This is a genomic window from Caulobacter sp. 10L414, from assembly GCF_056395525.1.
On record NZ_JBFTJR010000012.1, the window covers coordinates 41,203 to 60,583 of the forward strand.

20 protein-coding genes are annotated in these 19,381 nt (G+C 69.7%); 9 read left to right on the forward strand and 11 right to left on the reverse strand.

Annotated elements, in window-relative coordinates; genetic code table 11:
• Nucleotides 1-18 precede the first annotated feature (18 nt).
• The gene (locus tag AC1DCG_RS06660; RefSeq protein ID WP_477029958.1) at nucleotides 19-936 is read right to left on the reverse strand and encodes a 2-hydroxyacid dehydrogenase; all 918 of its coding nucleotides are present in this window, start codon (nucleotides 934-936) and stop codon (nucleotides 19-21) included.
• A gap of 73 nt (nucleotides 937-1,009) precedes the next feature.
• On the opposite strand from AC1DCG_RS06660, the gene AC1DCG_RS06665 reads away from it, so the two are divergent.
• Nucleotides 1,010-2,149 carry a serine hydrolase domain-containing protein gene (locus tag AC1DCG_RS06665; protein ID WP_477029959.1) on the forward strand — a complete coding sequence of 380 codons (1,140 nt, stop codon included), beginning with the start codon at nucleotides 1,010-1,012 and terminating at the stop codon, nucleotides 2,147-2,149.
• A 17-nt stretch (nucleotides 2,150-2,166) separates the two neighbouring features.
• Here AC1DCG_RS06665 and AC1DCG_RS06670 read toward each other — a convergent pair whose 3' ends face one another.
• Complete coding sequence (locus tag AC1DCG_RS06670) at nucleotides 2,167-3,312, reverse strand: acyltransferase family protein (RefSeq protein WP_165262409.1); 1,146 nt, start codon at nucleotides 3,310-3,312, stop codon at nucleotides 2,167-2,169.
• Nucleotides 3,313-3,431: 119 nt separating this feature from the next.
• Between AC1DCG_RS06670 and AC1DCG_RS06675 the strand changes: the two genes are divergently transcribed.
• The gene (locus AC1DCG_RS06675) at nucleotides 3,432-4,460 is read left to right on the forward strand and encodes a LacI family DNA-binding transcriptional regulator (RefSeq protein ID WP_477029960.1); all 1,029 of its coding nucleotides are present in this window, start codon (nucleotides 3,432-3,434) and stop codon (nucleotides 4,458-4,460) included.
• Nucleotides 4,461-4,484: 24 nt separating this feature from the next.
• Here AC1DCG_RS06675 and AC1DCG_RS06680 read toward each other — a convergent pair whose 3' ends face one another.
• Nucleotides 4,485-4,637, reverse strand: coding sequence for a hypothetical protein (locus AC1DCG_RS06680; RefSeq protein ID WP_165262413.1), 153 nt, complete (start codon nucleotides 4,635-4,637; stop codon nucleotides 4,485-4,487).
• 170 nt (nucleotides 4,638-4,807) lie between these two features.
• On the reverse strand, nucleotides 4,808-6,154 hold the full coding sequence (gene glmM, locus AC1DCG_RS06685) for a phosphoglucosamine mutase (protein WP_477041427.1): 1,347 nt from the start codon (nucleotides 6,152-6,154) through the stop codon (nucleotides 4,808-4,810).
• A 207-nt stretch (nucleotides 6,155-6,361) separates the two neighbouring features.
• Here glmM and glmS point away from each other — a divergent pair, with 207 nt between their 5' ends.
• Complete coding sequence (glmS, locus tag AC1DCG_RS06690) at nucleotides 6,362-8,182, forward strand: glutamine--fructose-6-phosphate transaminase (isomerizing) (RefSeq protein WP_165262417.1); 1,821 nt, start codon at nucleotides 6,362-6,364, stop codon at nucleotides 8,180-8,182.
• Nucleotides 8,183-8,185: 3 nt separating this feature from the next.
• On the opposite strand, the gene AC1DCG_RS06695 is transcribed toward glmS, so the two are convergent.
• Both AC1DCG_RS06695 and AC1DCG_RS06700 read right to left on the reverse strand, forming a co-directional pair.
• On the reverse strand, nucleotides 8,186-8,548 hold the full coding sequence (locus tag AC1DCG_RS06695; RefSeq protein ID WP_477029963.1) for a pentapeptide repeat-containing protein: 363 nt from the start codon (nucleotides 8,546-8,548) through the stop codon (nucleotides 8,186-8,188).
• A gap of 41 nt (nucleotides 8,549-8,589) precedes the next feature.
• The gene (locus AC1DCG_RS06700; RefSeq protein ID WP_477029964.1) at nucleotides 8,590-9,945 is read right to left on the reverse strand and encodes a metallophosphoesterase; all 1,356 of its coding nucleotides are present in this window, start codon (nucleotides 9,943-9,945) and stop codon (nucleotides 8,590-8,592) included.
• A gap of 216 nt (nucleotides 9,946-10,161) precedes the next feature.
• On the opposite strand from AC1DCG_RS06700, the gene AC1DCG_RS06705 reads away from it, so the two are divergent.
• Nucleotides 10,162-12,030: a pilus assembly protein TadG-related protein gene (locus tag AC1DCG_RS06705; protein WP_477029965.1), complete on the forward strand. Its 1,869-nt coding sequence runs from the start codon at nucleotides 10,162-10,164 to the stop codon at nucleotides 12,028-12,030.
• Nucleotides 12,031-12,127: 97 nt separating this feature from the next.
• Here the strand turns inward: AC1DCG_RS06705 and AC1DCG_RS06710 are convergent, their stop codons facing one another.
• The gene (locus tag AC1DCG_RS06710) at nucleotides 12,128-13,063 is read right to left on the reverse strand and encodes an isopenicillin N synthase family dioxygenase (protein ID WP_477029966.1); all 936 of its coding nucleotides are present in this window, start codon (nucleotides 13,061-13,063) and stop codon (nucleotides 12,128-12,130) included.
• A 168-nt stretch (nucleotides 13,064-13,231) separates the two neighbouring features.
• Between AC1DCG_RS06710 and AC1DCG_RS06715 the strand changes: the two genes are divergently transcribed.
• Together AC1DCG_RS06715 and AC1DCG_RS06720 are read left to right on the forward strand one after the other, a co-directional pair.
• Entirely contained in the window at nucleotides 13,232-13,921 is a 690-nt protein-coding gene (locus AC1DCG_RS06715) for a YiaD family glycine zipper/OmpA-like lipoprotein (protein ID WP_165262427.1), read from the forward strand.
• A 74-nt stretch (nucleotides 13,922-13,995) separates the two neighbouring features.
• On the forward strand, nucleotides 13,996-14,502 hold the full coding sequence (locus AC1DCG_RS06720) for a prolyl-tRNA synthetase associated domain-containing protein (RefSeq protein WP_477029967.1): 507 nt from the start codon (nucleotides 13,996-13,998) through the stop codon (nucleotides 14,500-14,502).
• Here the strand turns inward: AC1DCG_RS06720 and AC1DCG_RS06725 are convergent.
• Nucleotides 14,499-14,945 (reverse strand): hypothetical protein, encoded by a 447-nt coding sequence (locus AC1DCG_RS06725; protein WP_477029968.1) that lies wholly within the window; start codon nucleotides 14,943-14,945, stop codon nucleotides 14,499-14,501. The two genes, AC1DCG_RS06720 and AC1DCG_RS06725, sit on opposite strands and share 4 nt — an antisense overlap.
• A 151-nt stretch (nucleotides 14,946-15,096) precedes the next feature.
• On the opposite strand from AC1DCG_RS06725, the gene trxA reads away from it, so the two are divergent.
• Together trxA and AC1DCG_RS06735 are read left to right on the forward strand one after the other, a co-directional pair.
• A complete protein-coding gene (gene trxA, locus AC1DCG_RS06730) occupies nucleotides 15,097-16,005 on the forward strand; it encodes a thioredoxin (RefSeq protein ID WP_477029969.1) in 909 nt (302 codons plus the stop codon).
• Nucleotides 16,006-16,067: 62 nt separating this feature from the next.
• Nucleotides 16,068-16,724 carry an LON peptidase substrate-binding domain-containing protein gene (locus AC1DCG_RS06735; protein ID WP_477029970.1) on the forward strand — a complete coding sequence of 219 codons (657 nt, stop codon included), beginning with the start codon at nucleotides 16,068-16,070 and terminating at the stop codon, nucleotides 16,722-16,724.
• Nucleotides 16,725-16,728: 4 nt separating this feature from the next.
• Here the strand turns inward: AC1DCG_RS06735 and AC1DCG_RS06740 are convergent, their stop codons facing one another.
• Nucleotides 16,729-17,127 (reverse strand): DUF805 domain-containing protein, encoded by a 399-nt coding sequence (locus AC1DCG_RS06740; RefSeq protein WP_477029971.1) that lies wholly within the window; start codon nucleotides 17,125-17,127, stop codon nucleotides 16,729-16,731.
• A gap of 78 nt (nucleotides 17,128-17,205) precedes the next feature.
• A complete protein-coding gene (locus AC1DCG_RS06745; protein WP_477029972.1) occupies nucleotides 17,206-17,610 on the reverse strand; it encodes a hypothetical protein in 405 nt (134 codons plus the stop codon).
• A 108-nt stretch (nucleotides 17,611-17,718) separates the two neighbouring features.
• Between AC1DCG_RS06745 and AC1DCG_RS06750 the strand changes: the two genes are divergently transcribed.
• Complete coding sequence (locus AC1DCG_RS06750; RefSeq protein ID WP_058348402.1) at nucleotides 17,719-17,925, forward strand: Trm112 family protein; 207 nt, start codon at nucleotides 17,719-17,721, stop codon at nucleotides 17,923-17,925.
• 15 nt (nucleotides 17,926-17,940) lie between these two features.
• Here AC1DCG_RS06750 and AC1DCG_RS06755 read toward each other — a convergent pair whose 3' ends face one another.
• Nucleotides 17,941-19,194 carry a UbiH/UbiF/VisC/COQ6 family ubiquinone biosynthesis hydroxylase gene (locus AC1DCG_RS06755; protein WP_477029973.1) on the reverse strand — a complete coding sequence of 418 codons (1,254 nt, stop codon included), beginning with the start codon at nucleotides 19,192-19,194 and terminating at the stop codon, nucleotides 17,941-17,943.
• Nucleotides 19,195-19,381 lie beyond the last annotated feature (187 nt).

Sequence of the window (19,381 nt, forward strand, 5' to 3'; positions counted from 1 at the left end):
GTTCTTGGGAAGGCCTACTCACGTTCCGAAATGCCGCGCCAGGTTCTCCAGCACCAGAGCCGCCATCCCTTGGCGGGCCTCTTCCGTGGCGCTGCCCCGGTGTGGTTGCAGCACCACATTCTCCATCGACCACAGCGCCTCCGGCACGTTCGGCTCGTCCTCGAACACGTCGAGACCCGCGCCGGCGATCGTCCCGTCGGTCAGCGCCGCGACCAGGGCCGCCTCGTCGACCACCGAGCCGCGCGCGACATTGATCAACAGGCCGTCTGGCCCCAGCGCCGCCAGAACCGCCGCGTCGACCAGGGGCGGGGTCCCCGCGCCGCCGGGCGTGACCAGGAACAGCACGTCGACCGCCTGGGCCAGCTCCAGCGGGCTGGCGTGGTAGGCGTAAGCAACGCCCTCCACCGACCGGCGGCTGTGATAGGCGATGCTTGCCGCGAAGGGGGCGGCCATCTGCGCGATCGCCCGGCCGATCTGGCCCAGGCCCAGGATCCCCACCTTGCGTCCGCTCGCCCGCCGCGCCAGGGGCAGGCGCTCAGCCCTGGGCCAGCGGCCTTCGCGCACGTAACGGTCGGCCGTGACCATCCGGCGCGACAGCGACAGCCACAGCCCGATGGCTAGTTCGGCGACGTCTTCGGTGAGCACGCCCGGCGTCGTGGTCACGGCGATCCCGCGCGCGGCGGCGAGGTCGAGGTCGACCTTGTCGAGGCCGACGCCGTGCACGGCGACGATCTCCAGGGCCGGCAGGCGATCCCACAGCGCGGCGGGCACGCCTAGGTCGCCGCCGGTGACCACCGCGCGCACCTGGCCCGCGACCTGCGCGATCAGCGCGTCCGGATCGGCGGCGCGATAGGGGCGATGGACGGCGTAGACCGCCTCCAGGCCGGCTTCGAGCTGGGGCGACAGGGCCTTGAGCTGCAGGACTTCGGGCTTCATCGGCGGGCTCCGGTTACGCGTTGCACGGTCCTTCGGATGACAAACCCCGGCCCGGCGGGCTAGACGAAACTTCATGAGCCTCGACATCACCGGCGTCTGCCCCGCCCCGTTCGCCCAGGTCTACGAAGCCTTCGAGGCCAATTTCGATCCGGCTTCGCCGGGCGGCGGCGAGCTTGGCGCGCGCTTCACCCTGGCCGTGGACGGCGAGGTGGTCGTCGACCTGATGGCCGGCCATGCGGACCGCAAGCATCAGGTCGCCTTCGGCCCCGACACCCTGACCCCGCTGTTCTCGACCACCAAGGCGATCGCCGCCCTGCTGGTCGCGCGCCTCGTCGACCAGGGCAAGCTGACCTACGACCAGACCGTGGCTTCGGTCTGGCCGGAGTTCGCGCAGGCCGGCAAGCAGGACGTCACCGTCGGCCAGGTGATGTCGCACCAGGACGGCCTGTCGGGCTTCCTCGACGAGGTCGACCCGGCCATCTGGTTCGACTGGGAGGCGACGACCGCGAAACTCGCCGCCATGGCCCCGCTGTGGCCGATCGGTTCGGCCAGCGGCTACCACCCGGTGACCTTCGGCTTCACGGCCGGCGAGATCTTCCGCCGCGTCGACGGCCGCAGCATGGGGACGGCCCTGCGCGAGGACCTGGCCCAGCCGCTGGGCCTGGACATCTGGATCGGCCTGCCCGACAGCGAGCATGCGCGCTGCGCCGACCTGATGCGCCCGACCGCCTTCCCGAAGTTCGGCGAGATCAACGACGCGGTGAAGGCTGCCTTCATGACCAAGTGGGCCGCGCCCGGCGGCCGCGGCACCGGTGAATGGCGGCGGGCCGAGATCCCCTCGGCCAACGGCCACGCCACCGCCCATTCGCTGGCCCGCCTGATGGGCGCCCTGGCCAGCGGCGGCACGCTGGACGGCGTGAAGATCCTCTCGCCCCAGACCATGGAGCTGGCCCGGGCCGAGCGCATCGCCGGCCAGGATCTCGTCCTGCCCTACAAGATCAGCTGGGGCGCGGGCTTCATGCGCAACACGCCCAACTTCTTCTACGGCCCCACGGCCGACGCCTTCGGTCACTCGGGCTGGGGCGGATCGTGCGCCTTCGCCGATCCGAAGACCGGCGTCTCGGGCTCGTACGTGATGAACCGCCAGGGCAACGAACTGATCGGCGACCCGCGCGCGGTCGGCCTGATCAAGGCGGCCTACGCCAGCCTCTAGACCAGGCCGCCCCCGGGTCAGGCCCGCCGCAGCAGCTTGCCGGCCAGCCAGCGGCGCGCCGGCTCGTCATAGAGCTTGAGGCAGGCCCAGGCGATCGCCACCGCCGCCACGAACACCCCCGCCCCGACCAGCGCGCCCTGGGCGGCGGGGATCTTCTTGTCCACGACCCAGCCGGTGTAGATGTAGATCAGCGGATAGTGGGTGATGTAGAGCGGGTAGGACAGGTCGCCGAAGAAGCGGGCGATCCGCAGGCTGGGGCCGTCGACGTCCTTTTCGCCGGCGCCGATCGCCACGATCAGCGGGAACAGCAGGATCACGCAGGCGGCCTCGTACAGGCCGTTGACCCACAGCCGCTCAGGGCCGCCGAAGCGCGGCAGCGACAGGGCCGCGATCAGCAGCACGCTGCACACCGCAAAGCCGTGGCGGACCTTGATCCGCTTGCCCAGGCGCATCAGCAGCACGCCGGCGAAGAACGGGAACATCACGCGGGTCAGGCCGATGTGGACGCCGCTGGCGTTCAGCGCCCAGCCGCCGATCACATCGCCGCGCGGACCCAGCACCAGGAGGCCGACCAGGGCCAGGGCCGAAACCGCCACCAGCGCGCCCAGCCAGCGGATAGGCAGCTTCCGCAGGCCCACAGCGTAGAGGATGTTGGCGACGTACTCGTAGAACAGCGACCATTGCGGGCCGTTCAGCGGATAGATCTCGCCCCAGCCGCGGATCTCGGCCGACGGGGTCATCGGGATCATCAGGGCGCCCAGCAGCATCACCCCGATCACCTGCCAGACCGTGACGGCCTCGAGCTTGGGGAACAGCGACCAGTGCTGCAGGCCCAGCAGGGCCGCGCCGATCAGGCCGCCGACGATGATCATCGGCTGCAGGCGCACGAGGCGCCGCTTGTAGAACTGCCACTGGGTCATGCCGCCCCAGCGGTCGTCATAGGCGTAGGCGACCACGAAGCCCGACAGCAGGAAGAAGAAGTCCACCGCCAGGTAGCCGTGGTTGATGATCTGCTTGTGCGGACTGCCGCCGGAATAGGCCTCGAACAGGTGGAAGACGACCACCATCAGGGCCGCAACGCCCCGCAGGCCGTCGAGGATGACGTAGTGGCCTTTGGCGGGCGCGGTGGCGTCCGTCGAGGTCGCGGCGGCGGAAGAGGTCATGGGCCAAGCTTCACTGGATTTGAGAGTCGCGCCGAAGGGTTGCGAGGTTTATCGTTAAACCACAACCCTCTTTCGGAGCGCCCTTCACGGGCCCTTCAACCCTCCGGGATCCGACGACCATGCAGCGCGCGAGGCGCCCCCGCGAGCGGGCCAGGGTGACGATCAGGGACGTGGCGGAAAGGGCCGGCGTCTCGGCCATGACCGTGTCGAACGTCTTCAACGGCACGGGCAAGTTCTCGACCGAAACCCGGGATCGGGTGATGGCCGCCATCGCCGCCCTGGGCTACGTGCCCAGCTCGGCCGCGCGGCGGCTGGTCGGCGCGGCGCCGGCGAGGGTGGGCCTGCTCTATGCCGGGGTCGACAGCATGTTCATCCACGCCGTGCTGGCCGCCGCCGCCGTGGCCAGCGCCGAGCGCGGCCTGCAGCTGATCACCCGCAAGGCCGCCTCGCCCCACGAAGCCCTGGAGACGGCGCGCTCGCTGCAGCGGTCGGGCGCCGACGCCCTCCTGCTGCTGCCGCCGTTCGACACGGTGCTGAGCGGTTCGGCCGGCTTCGCGGCCCTGGGCCTGGCGACCGCCTCGATCGCCACCGCCGCGCCCTTGCCCGACATGATCACCGTGCGCATCGACAACCGGGCCGCCTCGTGCGCGATCACCGAGCGGCTGGCCGCCAAGGGCCGGCGGCGCATCGCCGTCATCGCCGGACCGCAGGACCATTCCGACAGCGTCGAGCGCCTGGAGGGCTGCCGCCAGGCGCTGGCGGCGTACGGACTTTCCCTGCCGGACGAACTGGTGGTCGAGGGCCGCTTCACCTTCGAGTCCGGCCTGGCGGCGAGCGAGCGGCTGCTGGCGCTGCCGACGCCGCCCGACGCCATCGTCGCGGCCAATGACGACATGGCCGCCGGCGCGTTGTGGGTGGCTCACCGCCAGGGCCTGGTCCTGCCCCGCGACCTGGCCGTGGCCGGCTTCGACGACACCCTGCTGGCGACAAGGGTCTGGCCGCCGCTGACCACGGTGCGCCAGCCGATCGACCGCATGACCGGGCGCGCGCTGGATCTATTGCTGGAGGCCTTGCGCCGCCCGCCCGGCGAGGATCCGCCGGTCGACGTGCTCGAAGCCTATGATGTCGTGGAGCGCGCCTCGGCCTGAACCGGCGGGCGCCCTCTGGCCGTCTCAGAGATTGAGCAGCAACCGGCCGGCCACATAGGCCGTGGCCAGCCAGAACAGGCCGCTGAACGCGCCGCCGAACAGCACCGCCCGGCGGAACTCGCGGTTGTGCAGAAGGCCGGGCGCGGCAGGGGGCCGCGAACCATGCGTGTGGAACACCTTGGGCTTCCTCCGTGGCTCGGCGCTGTGGGGGCTCGCGCCGTTAACCACGGGAACGACGATGTCACGAAACTGACGAAACACAACCTGAGCCGTCGCCTTTTAGACGGGTTTCGGCCGCTTTTTCGCCCAAATTAGTGTGGCTGCACGGAAAATTCGACCTTCCGCCCTCAGACGGCCTTCACCGCCGCGGCGATATCGCCGACCACCTTGCGCACCAGGGCCGGATCGTCGCCCTCGGCCATGATCCGGATCAGCGGCTCGGTGCCCGAGGCGCGGACGACGATGCGGCCGGCCCCGTTCAGCTGCGCCTCGCCGTCGGCGATGGCTTCCTTGACGGCCTTGGCCTCCAGCGGCTTGCCGCCGGCGAAGCGGACGTTTTCCAGAAGCTGCGGCACCGGCTCGAACTGGCGGGCCAGGGCGCTCATCGGCTTGCCGCTCTCGACCATCACCGCCAGCACCTGCAGCGCGGCGATCAAGCCGTCGCCGGTGGTCGAGAAGTCCGACAGGATCAGGTGGCCCGACTGCTCGCCGCCGACGTTGAAGCCGCCCTCGCGCATGCGCTGCATCACGTAGCGGTCACCGACCGAGGTGCGCTCCAGGGTCAGGCCCAGCCCGCCCAGCTGGCGCTCGAGGCCAAGGTTCGACATCACCGTGGCCACGACGCCGCCGCCCTTCAGCGCGCCGGCCTTGGCGAAGGCGGCCGCGATGATGGCCATGATCTGGTCGCCGTCGACCACGAGGCCCTTCTCGTCGCAGATCACCAGGCGGTCGGCGTCGCCGTCCAGGGCAATGCCGATGTCGGCGCGATACTCGCGCACCAGCTTGGCCATCGCGTCGGGATGGGTCGAGCCGCACTCCTCGTTGATGTTGGTGCCGTCGGGCGTGACGCCCAGGCTGATGACCTCGGCGCCCAGTTCGTAGAGCGCGGTGGGCGCCACCTTGTAGGCCGCGCCATTGGCGCAATCGATGACGATGCGCAGGCCCGAAAGGCTGAGATGGCGCGGGAAGGTCGCCTTGACGATCTCGACATAGCGGGCCTGGGCGTCGTCGATGCGCTTGACGCGGCCCAGGTCGCGCGGGGCCGCCAGGCCTTCCTRCAGGCCCTCGTCCATCAGGGCCTCGATCTTCAGCTCCTGCTCGTCCGACAGCTTGTAGCCGTCGGGGCCGAACAGCTTGATGCCGTTGTCGGCGAAGTTGTTGTGGCTGGCGCTGATCATGATGCCGAGGTCGGCGCGCATCGAGCGGGTCATCATCGCCACGGCCGGGGTCGGCAGCGGGCCGAACAGCCGTACGTCCATGCCGACGCTGGTCAGGCCCGCCACCAGGGCCGGCTCGATCATGTAGCCCGACAGGCGGGTGTCCTTGCCGATCACCACCAGGTGGCGGCGGTCGTCCTGCGAGCGGAACAGCTTGCCGGCCGCCAGGCCGACGCGCAGGGCGACTTCGGCGGTCATCGGGTGCTTATTGGCCTGGCCGCGGATGCCGTCGGTGCCGAAATAGGCGCGCTTGCTCATGGTGATGGTCTTCGTCGCTGTCGGGTCGCTGTGTGAATCGGAGCAACGCCCATATAGAGCGTCTTCGAAGTCTCGTACGGACCGCGAAACGATCCGAAATGCAGATTTACGTCGCCGGCCCCTGCACGAGTGCTAAAGGCCGCGCTCGAAATATCCCGTGCTGGTAGCAATAGTCCTCCAGGCGCGTTCTACAAAGGATCATGTCCCATGTGCGGCATCATCGGCATCGTCGGTAAGGCCCCCGTCGCCGAGCGTCTGGTCGAGAGCCTCAAGCGGCTCGAGTATCGCGGCTACGACTCCGCCGGCGTGGCGGGCGTGGTCGGCGGCGGCGTCCAGCGCCGCCGGGCCAAGGGCAAGATCAAGGCGCTGGAAGAGGTTCTGGCCGCCGATCCGCTGACCGCAACCACCGGCATCGGCCACACCCGCTGGGCCACGCACGGCGCGCCCAATGTCGCCAACGCCCACCCGCACAGCGCCGGCCGGGTGACCCTGGTGCACAACGGCATCATCGAGAACTTCGCCGAACTGAAGGCCGAGCTGTCGGCCGCCGGCCGCACCTTCGAGAGCGACACCGACACCGAGGTCATCGCCCACCTGATCGACGCCGAGCTCGCCACGGGCCTGGCCCCCATCGACGCCTTCAAGGCCACGCTCGACCGGCTGACCGGCGCCTATGCGCTGGCCGTGCTGATCGACGGCTTCGAGAACCTTGTGCTGGGCGCCCGCCGCGGCAGCCCGCTGGTGGTCGGCGAGGGCCAGGGCGAGATGTTCCTGGGCTCGGACGCCCTGGCGGTCGGCCCCTTCACCAACCGGGTGATCTATCTCGACGAGGGCGACTACGTTGCCCTCGACCACGACGGCGCGAAGATCTTCGACGCCTCGGGCGCGACGGTGACCCGCCCCGTGCGCGTGGTCCCGACCAGCGCCGTGATGATGGAGAAGGGCGAGTACCGCCATTTCATGGAAAAGGAGATCCACGACCAGCCCGAGGGGTGCCAGCGCACCATCGCGGCCTATGTGGACGCCCTGACCAGCCGCACCGCCATCCCCGGCGACGTCGATTGGGCCAAGCTTGAGCGCATCCAGATCGTCGCCTGCGGCACCTCCTACATCGCCGGTGTCATCGGCAAGTACCTGATCGAGCAGCTGGCCGACCTGCCGGTCGACGTCGAGATCGCCTCGGAGTTCCGCTATCGCCAGCCGGCCCTGCGGCCGGGCGCCCTGGTCGTGGCCATGTCGCAGTCGGGCGAGACCGCCGACACGCTGGCCGCCCTGCGCTACTGCAAGGCCAAGGGCATGAAGAGCGCCGTCGTGGTCAACGCCACCGAGTCGACCATGGCCCGCGAGGTCGACGTGGTCTGGCCGATCCACTGCGGGCCCGAGATCGGCGTGGCCTCGACCAAGGCCTTCACCGCCCAGGTCAGCGTGCTGACCGCCATCGCCGTGGCCGCCGCCAAGGCCCGCGGGACCATCGACGCGGCCGAGGAGCAACGCCTGGTGAAGGTGTTGCTGGAGGCCCCGCGCCTGATCGCCGAGGCCATCGGCCTGGAAGGCGCGATCAAGGAGATCGCCGCCGACGTGGCCAAGGCCCGCGACGTGCTCTATCTGGGCCGCGGCCCCATGTCGGCCCTGGCCCTGGAAGGCGCGCTGAAGCTCAAGGAGATCAGCTACATCCACGCCGAGGGCTACGCCGCCGGCGAGCTGAAGCACGGCCCGATCGCCCTGGTCGACGACAAGACCCCGATCGTCATCCTGGCGCCCCACGACAGCTGGTTCGAAAAGTCGGCCTCGAACATGAGCGAGGTCATGGCGCGCGGCGGCCAGGTGATCTTCATCACCGACACCGAAGGCGTGAAGCACGCCCCCGAAGGCGCCAAGGTGGTGGTCACCGCCCCGGCCAGCGATCCGCTGGTCTCGACCCTGGTGATGTCGGCCCCGATCCAGCTGCTGGCCTACCACGTGGCGGTGATCAAGGGCGCGGACGTCGACCAGCCGCGCAACCTGGCGAAATCGGTGACGGTGGAGTAGCGCCTACCAGTCGGGCGTCTCGCCGTCAGCGAGACTGTAGCTGTGGAAGAAGGCGCCGGCGAACCGTGCGCCTTCCATCTTCGCCCCCTGAAAGGTGGTTGCGCATAGGGCCGCATCGCGGAAATCGGCCCCCGTCAGGTCTGCGCCGGTGAAGTCGCAGGTCTTGAGATTGCAGCGCATCCAGGAACTGCGGAGCGACGTCCCGCGCAGCGAAACGGCGAGGCAACAGCCCCGCATCTCGACACCGTCCAAGACGGCGCCTTCGAGGGCGTCGGACCCGTCGGCGACGATGTCGAGGTTCGAGAACACTCTCTCTCCCCGCCCATACCGGGCGAGGAGTTGGCTCTCGGTGATCTGCGCGTCCATGGCGAGACAGTATCAGCGACACCACTTCCGTCCAGACGCGCTCAGCGCGCCGCCAATCCGGCCAGGATCGACGGCTTCACCTTCAGGCCGGTCTCGCTGAACACCAGATCCTCGCGGCCGAAATACTCGTGCTGGCGGCCCGCGCACCAGTCGGTGGTGACGAGGGTCAGGTGGGTCTTGTCGGGTCGCGTGGGACCGCTGGCGTAGGCGAAGTCGCCCGTGAGCTTGTCGAACGGGAAGCCTCGGTCCTGGTCGGTGCGGGTCAGGATGTCGGCAAGAGTGGCGGCGTCCACCTGCGCCTTCACGATCCTGCCGTCGAAGCGCACCACCGCGTCGTAGGCGTAGCGGGAAAGGTCGCCGGCCGGCAGGCCCATGCCCAGGGTGGTGTGGCCCATGAAGCCGATGTCGGCGCCGGCCGCCTTGGCCATCAGTCCGGCGACATGACGGCCGGTGTCGCCCAGCGACAAGGCCTTGGGGACCTTGGCGACCACCGCCCGCTCCTCGGGCGTCAGGGTCGCGGCGAGGGTGTCGCCGACCTTGCGCGCCAGGGCCGGATCGGCCGGACCACGCGGATCCACCACCACGCGCGAGATGCGGATCGGGTCGGCCTTGCGGGCGCGGTCGATCGTGGCGACCGTCAGCGGCTGGCCCCAGGCGCCGGTGTGGACGTAGCGGCTGGTCCCCTGGCGGTGCTCGACCGTCACGTGGTTGTGGCCGCCCAGGAACAGGGTGCGCTCGGGCAGGCCCGCCAGCAGCGGCCGGTCGGCGGGCAGGCCCGCGTGGCTCATCACCACCAGCATGCCATCCTGCGGCGGCGCGGCCGGCAGGTTGGCCTGGGCCCAAGGCGTCGGGGCCGGGATGGCGAGGTCCGGACGGATCGCCTTGGGATAGGTGTCGATCGAGTTCGTCGCCCAGCCGATCAGGTGGACCGGGAAGCCCAGGTCAAGCGTGGCCCGCGAGGAGGCCACCGGCCGGCCGGTGCGCTTGTCGACGATGTTGCTGATCACGGTGATGCCCAGCGCCCGGGCGCGATCGGCGGCGGCGGCGATGTCCTCCACCAGGTCGGCGTCATGGTTGCCGATGTTGATCACCGTCGGCGCCAGCTTGGCGACGGCTTCCAGGAAGGCCCAGTCCAGCGCGCCGTCGGTGCGCTTGGCCACCACGTTGCCCGCCTCGAACAGGTCGCCGTTCAGCAGGATCAGGCTGGGCGAGGCGTCCCGGCGGACGATGCGGCGCATGGCCGCAAGCAGGGCCGGGGTGATGCCATAGGCCGAATGCAGGTCCGACAGCATCAGCACCTTGGCCCGCCCGGTCGCGGCGAAGGCCGTCGGGGCCAACGAGAGCGCCAGGCCCGCGGTCGCGCCGCCCAGCACCGTACGCCGATTGAAACCGTCCATGCCCGCCTCGCCTTCAGCCTGTCGGCGCCTTGCCTAGACCGCTCCAGGCGAGGCGCCAACCGGCCTTTGGCGGGTCGGCGTTCGGCCAGCGCCGCCTGAGCCCTCCGCGGCCGCCATCCGGCGCCGGCGCCCAGAAACGCGAATTTTCGCGCCGTTTGCCGCCTGTTCACCGTCGCCTGCCATGCTGACCGGCGAAAGAACCAGGGGTCGTCGCCAATGATCGTCCGCAGCCGCACCATCGCCCGCATGGGCGAGGCGTTCGCCCGCGCCACAGCGCGCCTGCGCGGCTTTCGATCCGACCGCCGCGGCGCCCTCGCCGTCTGGGTGGCGCTCAGCCTGATCCCCCTGTGCCTGCTGGTGTTCGGCGTCTTCGATCTCAGCCGCATGAGCGTCGAGCGCCGGCGCCTGCAGGACTCCCTGGACGCGGCCACCCTGATCGCGGCCCGCTCGACCGCCACCGACACCGCGACCCTGACCGCACTGGGCCAGGCGGCGCTGGTCGCCGAGCTCGGCAAGACCGCGACCAGCTCCAACTTCGTCGGCTCGACCAACGGCAAGCAGGTCACCGGCACCGCCAGCGTCACCATCGACCCGATCATCCTGGGGCTGATCGGCAGGAACAAGCTGACCGTCGGCGCCCAGTCGGTGGTGGTGCGCGCCGCCAACAACCTGGAAATCGCCCTGGTGCTCGACATCACCGGCTCGATGGCCGGCACCCGCATCACCGACCTGAAGACCGCCGCGACCGATCTGGTGGACATCGTCGTGCAGGACGTCCAGACGCCCTACTACTCCAAGGTCGCCATCGTGCCCTACTCGATGGGCGTCAATGTCGACACCTACGCCGACGCCGTTCGCGGCGCGATCCCGAACTCGCCGCTGGCCACCGCGGCGTGGAACACCGGCGTCAGCAAGACCGTGTCGAGCTTCACCGGCAACACCACCTCGCCGACGGTCACCACCTCGGCCGCCCACGGCCTGGCCGTCAACGACTACGCCATGGTGTTCGGCTCCAACCAGAGCAGCATGAACGGCAAGGTGCTGAAGGTGACTTCGGTGGCCTCGACCACCAAGTTCACCGGCGCCAACCAGTCGGGCACGTCGGTCACCGCCGGCACCGGCGGCTCGGTCTACAAGTGCTTGAACTCGGGCTGCACCTTCGTCTTCACGACCAAGGCCTCGCACGTCTTCCAGTCGGGCGACCAGCTGAAGCTGACCGGCATCACCGGCCTGACCGCGCTCAACAGCGCCACCCCGACCATCACGGCGGTCTCGGGCCTGGCCATGACCAGCAACCTGTCGCCCACGGCCAGCACGACCTACGCCGCCACCACGGCCGGCGCGAACGGCAACGGCTCGTGCCAGAGCACCTCGCGCAGCGACATCAGCTGCGCCAACCTCAACTTCACCAACGCCAGCGGCAGCGCCAAGACCCTGGCGCTGAGCACCTGCGCCACCGAGCGCACCGGAACCTACGCCTATACCGACGACGCCCCGACCACCGCCCTGGTCGGCCGCAACTATCCGGCCTCGTCCAACCCCTGCCCCGAGCCCAAGATCACGCCCCTGAGCGCCGACCGCACGGTGCTGAAGAACCAGATCTCGGCGCTGGAGGACGGCGGCTCGACGGCGGGCCAGATCGGTCTGGCCTGGGGCTGGTACATGGTGTCGCCCAACTTCAGCTATCTGTGGCCGAACACCAGCCAGAAGCCGGCCGCCTACGGCACGGCCGAGACCATGAAGATCGTCGTGATGATGACCGACGGCGCCTTCAACACCCCCTACTGCAAGGGCGTGATCGCCGCCAACGCCGGCTCAGGCTCCGGCTCGGCCTCCGACCACATCAACTGCAACGCCACCAACGGCGACGCCACCGCCCAGGCCAAGGAGCTGTGCACCAAGATCAAGGCCAAGAACGTGATCATCTTCACGGTCGGCTTTGACGTCGACTCCACGGCCAAGTCGATGCTGACGGCCTGCGCCACCAAGACCACCCAGGCCTATTTCCCGGCCACCGGCGGCGAACTGAAGACCGCGTTCAAGTCGATCGCCCAGGAGATCTCGGCCCTGCGGATCGCCAAGTAGCGGGCCGCCAAGCAGCCAGCCGCGAGGCGCGGCGCATGAAAAAGGCCCCGTCCGCGAGGACGGGGCCTTCGTCATTCTGGATCCAGGGCCGGCCCGATCAGGCCAGCTTGATCTCGCGCAGGCGCTGCTGGAGGAACTCGTCGGCGGTGATCGACTCCGGATAGCGGTCCGGGTTTTCCGGCGTGACGCAGTTGTCCAGGGTCTTGATCTCGTAGTCCGACGCGAAGTGCAGGAAGAACGGCGTCGAGTAGCGCGGCAGGTGGCGGCGCTCGGGCGGCGGGTTCTGCACGCGGTGGATGGTCGAGGGCAGGACGTGGTTGGTCAGGCGCTCGAGCATGTCGCCGATGTTGATGACGATGCAGCCCGGCGGCGGGTTGATCGGCAGCCACTCGCCGTTGCGGTCGAGCAGTTCGAGACCGCCCTCCTCGGCGCCGAGCAGCAGCGTAATGGTGTTGATGTCGCCGTGGGCGCCGGCGCGCACGCCGGTGGCGTCCTGCGGGATCGGCGGATAGTGGAGCAGGCGCAGCACCGAGTTGCCGTTCTCGACGGTCGGCTTGAAGAACTCGCGGTCGAGCTTCAGGTAGGTGGCGATCGCCTCCAGCACCTTGCCGCCCATGCTGTCGAGCGCGTTGTACAGCCAGCTGACGTCATGCTTGAAGGCCGGGATCTCGGCCGGCCAGACGTTGTCGGCCATGGTGGCGCGGAAGCGGTGGCCGGGCGGCAGGTCGCGGCCCATGTGCCAGAATTCCTTCAGGTCGTAGTGGGTGGCGCCCTTGGCGGTCTCGACCCCGAACGGGATGTAGCCGCGCGCGCCGCCCTTGACCCCGGCGTACTGCTTCTTGGTCTCGACCGGCAGGGCGAAGAAGGCCTTGGTGTCAGAGATCGCCGCGTCGATGCGGTCCTGCGGCAGGTCGTACTCCGACAGCACAGCGAAGCCATAGCGTTCGAACGACGCGCCCAGCTCCTGGGCGAAGCGCGCGAAGTCCTTGCTGTAGAGGGTGAAGGAGATGGGCTCGATGGCGGATGCGGACACGGTTGGCCTTCGCGGATTAGTAAGACGGGCCTTACTACACCCAACAGGCGGCGGAACGAAGGCCGTTCATTCCCCGCTCATCTGGTTTGTCGGAACTTGACTATAAACGGGCGCGTTTGCCCGGCTTAGCCTACTCTCGGCACGAACAACGACAGGACCCCGGTGATGATGACCAAGAAGACCGCGTTCCGCGCCGCCGCTCTCGGCGCGCTCCTGATCGGCGCTGGCGCGATGACGGCCTGCACCACCACCGACCCCTACACGGGCATGCCCGTGCGCAACAACACCGGCACCGGCGCCCTGGCCGGCGCGGCCGGCGGCGCCCTGCTGGGCTACCTGACCAACACCAACAAGGGCGAGCAGGGCCGCAAGAACGCCCTGATCGGCGCCGGCATCGGCGCCCTGGCCGGCGGCGCGGTCGGCAACTACATGGACCGCCAGCAGGCCGACTTCCGCCGCAGCCTGGAAGGCTCGGGCGTGATGATCCGCCGCAACGGCGACCAGATCGTGCTGGTCATGCCCAGCGACGTGACCTTCGCGGTCGACAAGTCGGACGTGCAGCCGCAGTTCACCCGCGTGCTCGACGACGTGGCCCGCACCCTGAACGCCTATCCGCAGACCACCATCGACGTCGTCGGCCACGCCGACAGCAGCGGCCCGGACGACTACAACCAGGCCCTGTCCGAGCGTCGCGCCGGCTCGGTGGCCAGCTATCTGACCGGTCCCGGCCGGGTGCTGCCCGACCGCGTCTTCGTGGCCGGCCAGGGCGAGCGCCAGCCGATCGCCTCCAACGACACCGCCGAGGGCCGCGCCCAGAACCGCCGGGTCGAGATCATCCTGCGCCCGCTGACCCAGTAGTCGGCGAGGCAGGATCGCCTTCCGGAGGGCGGGGCGGCTTGACCAGCCGTCCCGCCTTTCGCTTTACAGGGGCCATGAAGACCCGCGCCGACCTCATCGCCTTCTTCGACGCCAACGACGTCGACCACGCCACCCTCGACCACCCGCCGGTGTTCCGCGTCGAGGAGGGGCTGGAGATCAAGAAGGCCCTGCCCGGCGGCCACACCAAGAACCTGTTCCTCAAGGACGCCAAGGGCCAGCTGTGGCTGATCTCGGCGCTGGGCGAGACGACCATCGACCTCAAGAAGCTGCATCACGTGATCGGCTCGGGCCGGCTGTCGTTCGGCCCCGAGGCGATGATGGTCGAGACCCTGGGCGTCACGCCCGGCTCGGTCACCGCCTTCGGCCTGATCAACGACAAGGACCGCCGGATCCGCTTCGTGCTCGACAAGGCGCTGGCGCAGGCTGACCCGGTGAACTTCCACCCGCTGAAGAACGACGCCACCACCGCCGTCAGCCAGGCGGGCTTTCGCCGGTTCCTGGCGGCGCTGGGGGTCGAGCCGATGATCGTCGACTTCGAGGCGATGGCGCTCGTCGGCTAGCGCCTGGCCCCGACATTGACGCGCACGCACGGGCCTTCATCCTCGGAGGAATAGCCCGTGCAGTCGGTGTTGACCTTCACGGGGCGCTTCGCCGACAGCCGGCGGCCCGCCGGCGTCGAAAGGCAGTCGCGCAGCTGCCGGGCCATCGTTTCCAGCACCGCATGGTGCAGCTGCCCGCGATAGCCGTCCCACAGCAGCATGCGCGCCTGCGTCGGCGTCTCTGGCGAGCTGGCCAGAACCGGGTTCATGTTGAATGCGCCCAGATCCCCCTCGGTCGAGCGGTAGAACACCGCCTCGTAGCTGTCGGTCGGCGGGGTCGCGCGAATGAAGGCGTAGAGCGGCTCGCAGGACAGCCTGGCCGCCATGGCCGGACCGCCCCCCAGGCCGAACGCCCCCACGCACGACAGGGCCAGCGACAGGTGAAGCGGATGGCGGCGGATCATGTCGGTCCCTGCGGAACGCCCCCGGCGGGCGAGGCTTACCATCGCCAACGGGCCGCTTCCCGGCAAGAAGCCTTCTCCTCCCGATTGCGAACCGCCTCGCCAAGGACCATCTTGCGGCGCTGAGCGTCCGCGCACGAGAGAAGAAGCAGTCATGTCCCTGATCGGTGAAAAGCCGGCCCCCATCCCGGCCGGCGGCAAGAGCGAGCACATCAAGGACGGCACCGACGCCAGCTTCATGGCCGACGTCATCGAGGCCTCGAAGACCCAGCCGGTCATCGTCGACTTCTGGGCCACCTGGTGCGGCCCCTGCCGCCAGCTGACCCCGGCGCTGGAGAAGGTGGTCACCGCCGCCAAGGGCGCGGTGAAGCTGGTCAAGATCGACGTCGACAAGAATCCGGGCTTCGCCGGCCAGCTGCGCGTGCAGTCGATCCCCACCGTCTACGCCTTCGTCGACGGCCAGCCGGTGGACGGCTTCCAGGGCGCCCTGCCCGAAAGCCAGATCCGGCAGTTCGTCGACCGCATCTCGGGCCCGCCCGAAGCCGGCGCCGTGGACGAGCTGCTGGCCATGGCCAAGGAGAGCCTGGAGCTGGGCGATCTGGGCGGCGCGGCCCAGGCCTTCGCCCAGGTGCTGCAGATGGAGCCGGAGAACATCAAGGCGCTGGGCGGGCTGGCGCGCTGCTACCTGGCCGGCGGCGACGCCGATCTGGCCGCCGAGATCGTCGCCCGCGCGCCCGAGAACGCCAAGGACCCGGACCTGGAAAGCGTGCGCGCCGCGCTCAAGCTGGCCGAGGCCGCCCCGTCCGAAACCGCCGCCTTCGAACAGCGCCTGGCCGCAAACGCCGACGATCACGAGGCCCGGCTGGAACTGGCCAAGGCCCTGGCCGGCGCCGGCCGCCTGGACGCGGCCTGCGACCACCTGCTGACCATCATCCAGCGCGACCGGACCTGGAACGACGACGCGGCCCGCAAGCAGCTGCTGACGGTGTTCGAGGCCGCCGGCCCGACCTCGGAAGTGGCCAAGCAGGGCCGCAAGCGCCTGTCGTCGATCCTTTTCAGCTAGAAGTCCAGGGACCCGTTCCGCCGGAACAAGCGTTCAGAACCGACCCAGTCAAGGAGGCCGCCATGCCGGGCGTATACCGGAAGACCCTCGACCTGCCGCTGGTGATCCCCGTGTTCCCGCTGGACGGGGCGCTGCTGCTTCCCGGCGGCCAGCTGCCGCTCAACATCTTCGAGCCGCGCTATCTCAACATGCTCGATGACGCCATGTCGGGCGAGCGGATGATCGGCATGGTCCAGACCCGGCCCGGCGGCGACGCCTCGCGGCCGGCCCTGGCCCCGATCGGCTGCGCGGGCCGGGTGACCACTTTCGCCGAGACCAGCGACGGCCGCTACCTGATCACCCTGACCGGGGTGGCGCGGTTCCGGCTGGGCGAGGAGCTGCCGGCGCGCACGCCCTATCGCCAGGTGCGGGCCGATTTCACGCCCTTCGACCTGGATCTGCGCGAGGACCAGCAGGAGGCGGTCGGCGACGCCGCGCCGCTGCTCAACGCCCTGCGCCGCTATCTCGACCACCGCGGCCTGGCCATCGACTGGAACGAGGCCCAGGCCGCGCCGTCCGACGCCCTGATCAACAGCCTGGCCATGGCCCTGCCGTTCGATCCGCTGGAAAAGCAGGCCCTGCTGGAGGCCCGCACCATCGCCGACCGCCGCAGCACCCTGGTCGCGCTGCTGGAGATCGACGCCGCCCAGGACGACGACGAGCCGCCGTCGGTGCAGTAGGGGCTCAGGCCGCGACGACCGGACCGGCCGCCTTCGGCTGCTCGGGTCCGAAGCGGTTGTCGCCGGGCGTGCCGTCCTGCAGGACGAAGACGATCAGCACCGCGATCCCGCCCGGCACGAGGTTGAGCAGCAGCCACCAGCCGCTGCGGTCGATGTCGTGCAGCCGGCGAATGGCCAGCGACAGCGCCGGGATCGCCAGGAACAGGCCGACATAGGGCAGTAGCGAGGCCGGCTTGTGCGGCGGCAGGCCGCGCAGGCCGTCGGCCAGGCCCCAGGCCATGCTCCAGGTGCAGGCCGTGACCACCGCCAGGGTCAGGGCCAGAAGCAGGAACTGCAGGAACTCCGACCGGTCCGACCGGCCCTTGAAGTCAGCGAACCGGGTCAGCGCCTTGAAGATCGACATCGCGAGCTCTCCGTTGATCACCACCCATGGTAGCGAAACGGAGGGCGCTGAGAAGTCCCTGCAGACGAATGGCGACGGTCAGGGCTTCACTGCATCCCAGGCGGCCACCTGGTAGCCGTTTTCGGACAGGCACTGCCCCATGGCGGCCTTGTGCCGCTCGTCCAGCGCGGCGCGCACGCCCTTGGAGCCTTTGGCCTTGTCGTAGGGGACCTTGAGCACCAGGCCGGTGGGGCCGGGCTGCAGGTCGCGGGCCGTGGCGCTGGCCGGGTGCACCTTGAAGCCGCTGGTCTTGCCCGCGCGCACCTCGTCGCGGCACGAGACGAAGGTGCTGGCGAAGGCCTTCTCGTCGCTGGCCTGGTTGGACAGCCGCGGGCTGTAGGCGCTTTCGCCGCCCATGCCGCCTCCCATGGAGCCGCACGCGGCGAGGGTGAGGGTGCTTGTGGCCACGGCGGCGGCCAGGAAGGTCCGTTCGATGACGGTCATGTCGCTATCCGAGATCGTTGTTATCGCTTCTGCGACAACCGCGAGCATGCGCGAGAGGTTCCGGCCACGGGGCTTTCCCTATCGGCCGGCCGGCTCTAGAACAGCGCCATGACCGCTGCTCCTCCGCCACCGCCCGTCGACGTCGATCCGCGCCTGCTGGAGGTGCTGGTCTGCCCGGTGACCCGCGCGCCGCTGTTCTACGACCGCGCCCGCGGCGAGCTCGTCAGCCATACGGCCAAGCTGGCCTATCCGATCCGCGACGGCGTGCCGATCATGCTGCCGGAAGAGGCCCGCAGCCTAGCGGACGGGGAGTAGGAAAAACACCTCTCCTTACAGGAGAGGTGATCCTCTGAGCAATTTCGGCAGGTCGCCCACCCCGCCGCCAGCTTCGTGCATGAAGAACCGGCGCGCCGGGGCGATGCGGTTGACCGCCGCCATGCCGACGCCGCGCGCGACGCGCAGCAGCGGATTGTCGTTCGAGAACAATCGCACGAAGCCGTCGAAGGCCAGGGCGTTGGTGACGTTGTCGAACCGCCGCCAGCGGGCGTAGCGCTCCAGCGTCGCCTCGGCGCCGATGTCCTCGCCGTTGCGGATCGCCTCGACCACCACCTCGGCGAGGGCCGCGGCGTCCTTGAGGCCCAGGTTCAGGCCCTGGCCCGCGATCGGGTGCACGCCGTGAGCGGCGTCGCCGATCAAGGCCAGGCGCGGCGCGACCAGGCGCTCGGCCAGCGACAGCGACAGCGGATAGACGAACACCGGCCCGGCCATCTCGACCTGTCCCAGGAAATCGCCGAACCGGCGCATCAGGTGGGCATGGAAGGCCTCGGGGCTGGCATGGCGCAGGGCCTCGCCGCGGGCGGTGCTCTCGGTCCAGACCAGGCTGGCGCGGTTGTCGGTCAGCGGCAGGATGGCGAACGGGCCGCTGGGCAGGAAATATTCGTGCGCCACGCCCTCGTGCGGGTGCTGCATCTTCACCGTGGCGACGACGCCGCTCTGGCCGTAGCCCCAGCCGATGTCGCCGATGCCGGCGGCCTTGCGCAGGGCCGAGTTGCGCCCCTCGGCGCTGACCGCCAGCGGCGCGCTCAGCACCCGGCCGTCGCTCAGGGTCACGCGGGCTTCGGAGGCGTCGACCTCCAGGCCGGTCGCGCCGGCCGGGGCGATGACCTCCAGGCCCTTTTCGATCGCCACCTTGGACAGGGCCGCGCGGATCTGGCGGTTCTCGATCAGATAGCCGAGGGGCTCGCCTTCCGAACGGTCGGCGATCTCGCCGCTGTCGAAACGCAGGAAGAAGGGCGAGGGCTTGCCCGAGGCGGCGCCCGGCGCCTTGCCGTCGGTGACCAGGATCTGCTCGATGCGCTGGGCGTGGGTCGCCAGGGCCTCGCCCGCGCCGATCGCCCGCCACTGGCGGAACGACGAATAGGCGATGGCCGACGAGCGGCCGTCAAAGGTCGGAGCCAGCTGGGCGTCGAAGGGCTGCGGATCGACCAGCAGCGGCTTGACGCCGCCGGAAGCGAGGGCGAGCGCCAGGGTGGTTCCGGCCATGCCGGCCCCGGCGATGATGACGTCGGCGTCGTGCTTGCGCATGGCGTGGGTATGCGCCCGGCGCGGGCTTGCTGTCCAGTTGGACGAAGCGTCCGACGACCCCTTAGGGAGCCGCCCGATCCTCCCCATATAGACGCCAGCAAGATTTTTCCTCCAGACGCGGCCATTCGCCGCCATCTTTGAAAAACCATGCCCTTGCCTACCCGCGTTACGAGGCGTAACGGGACGG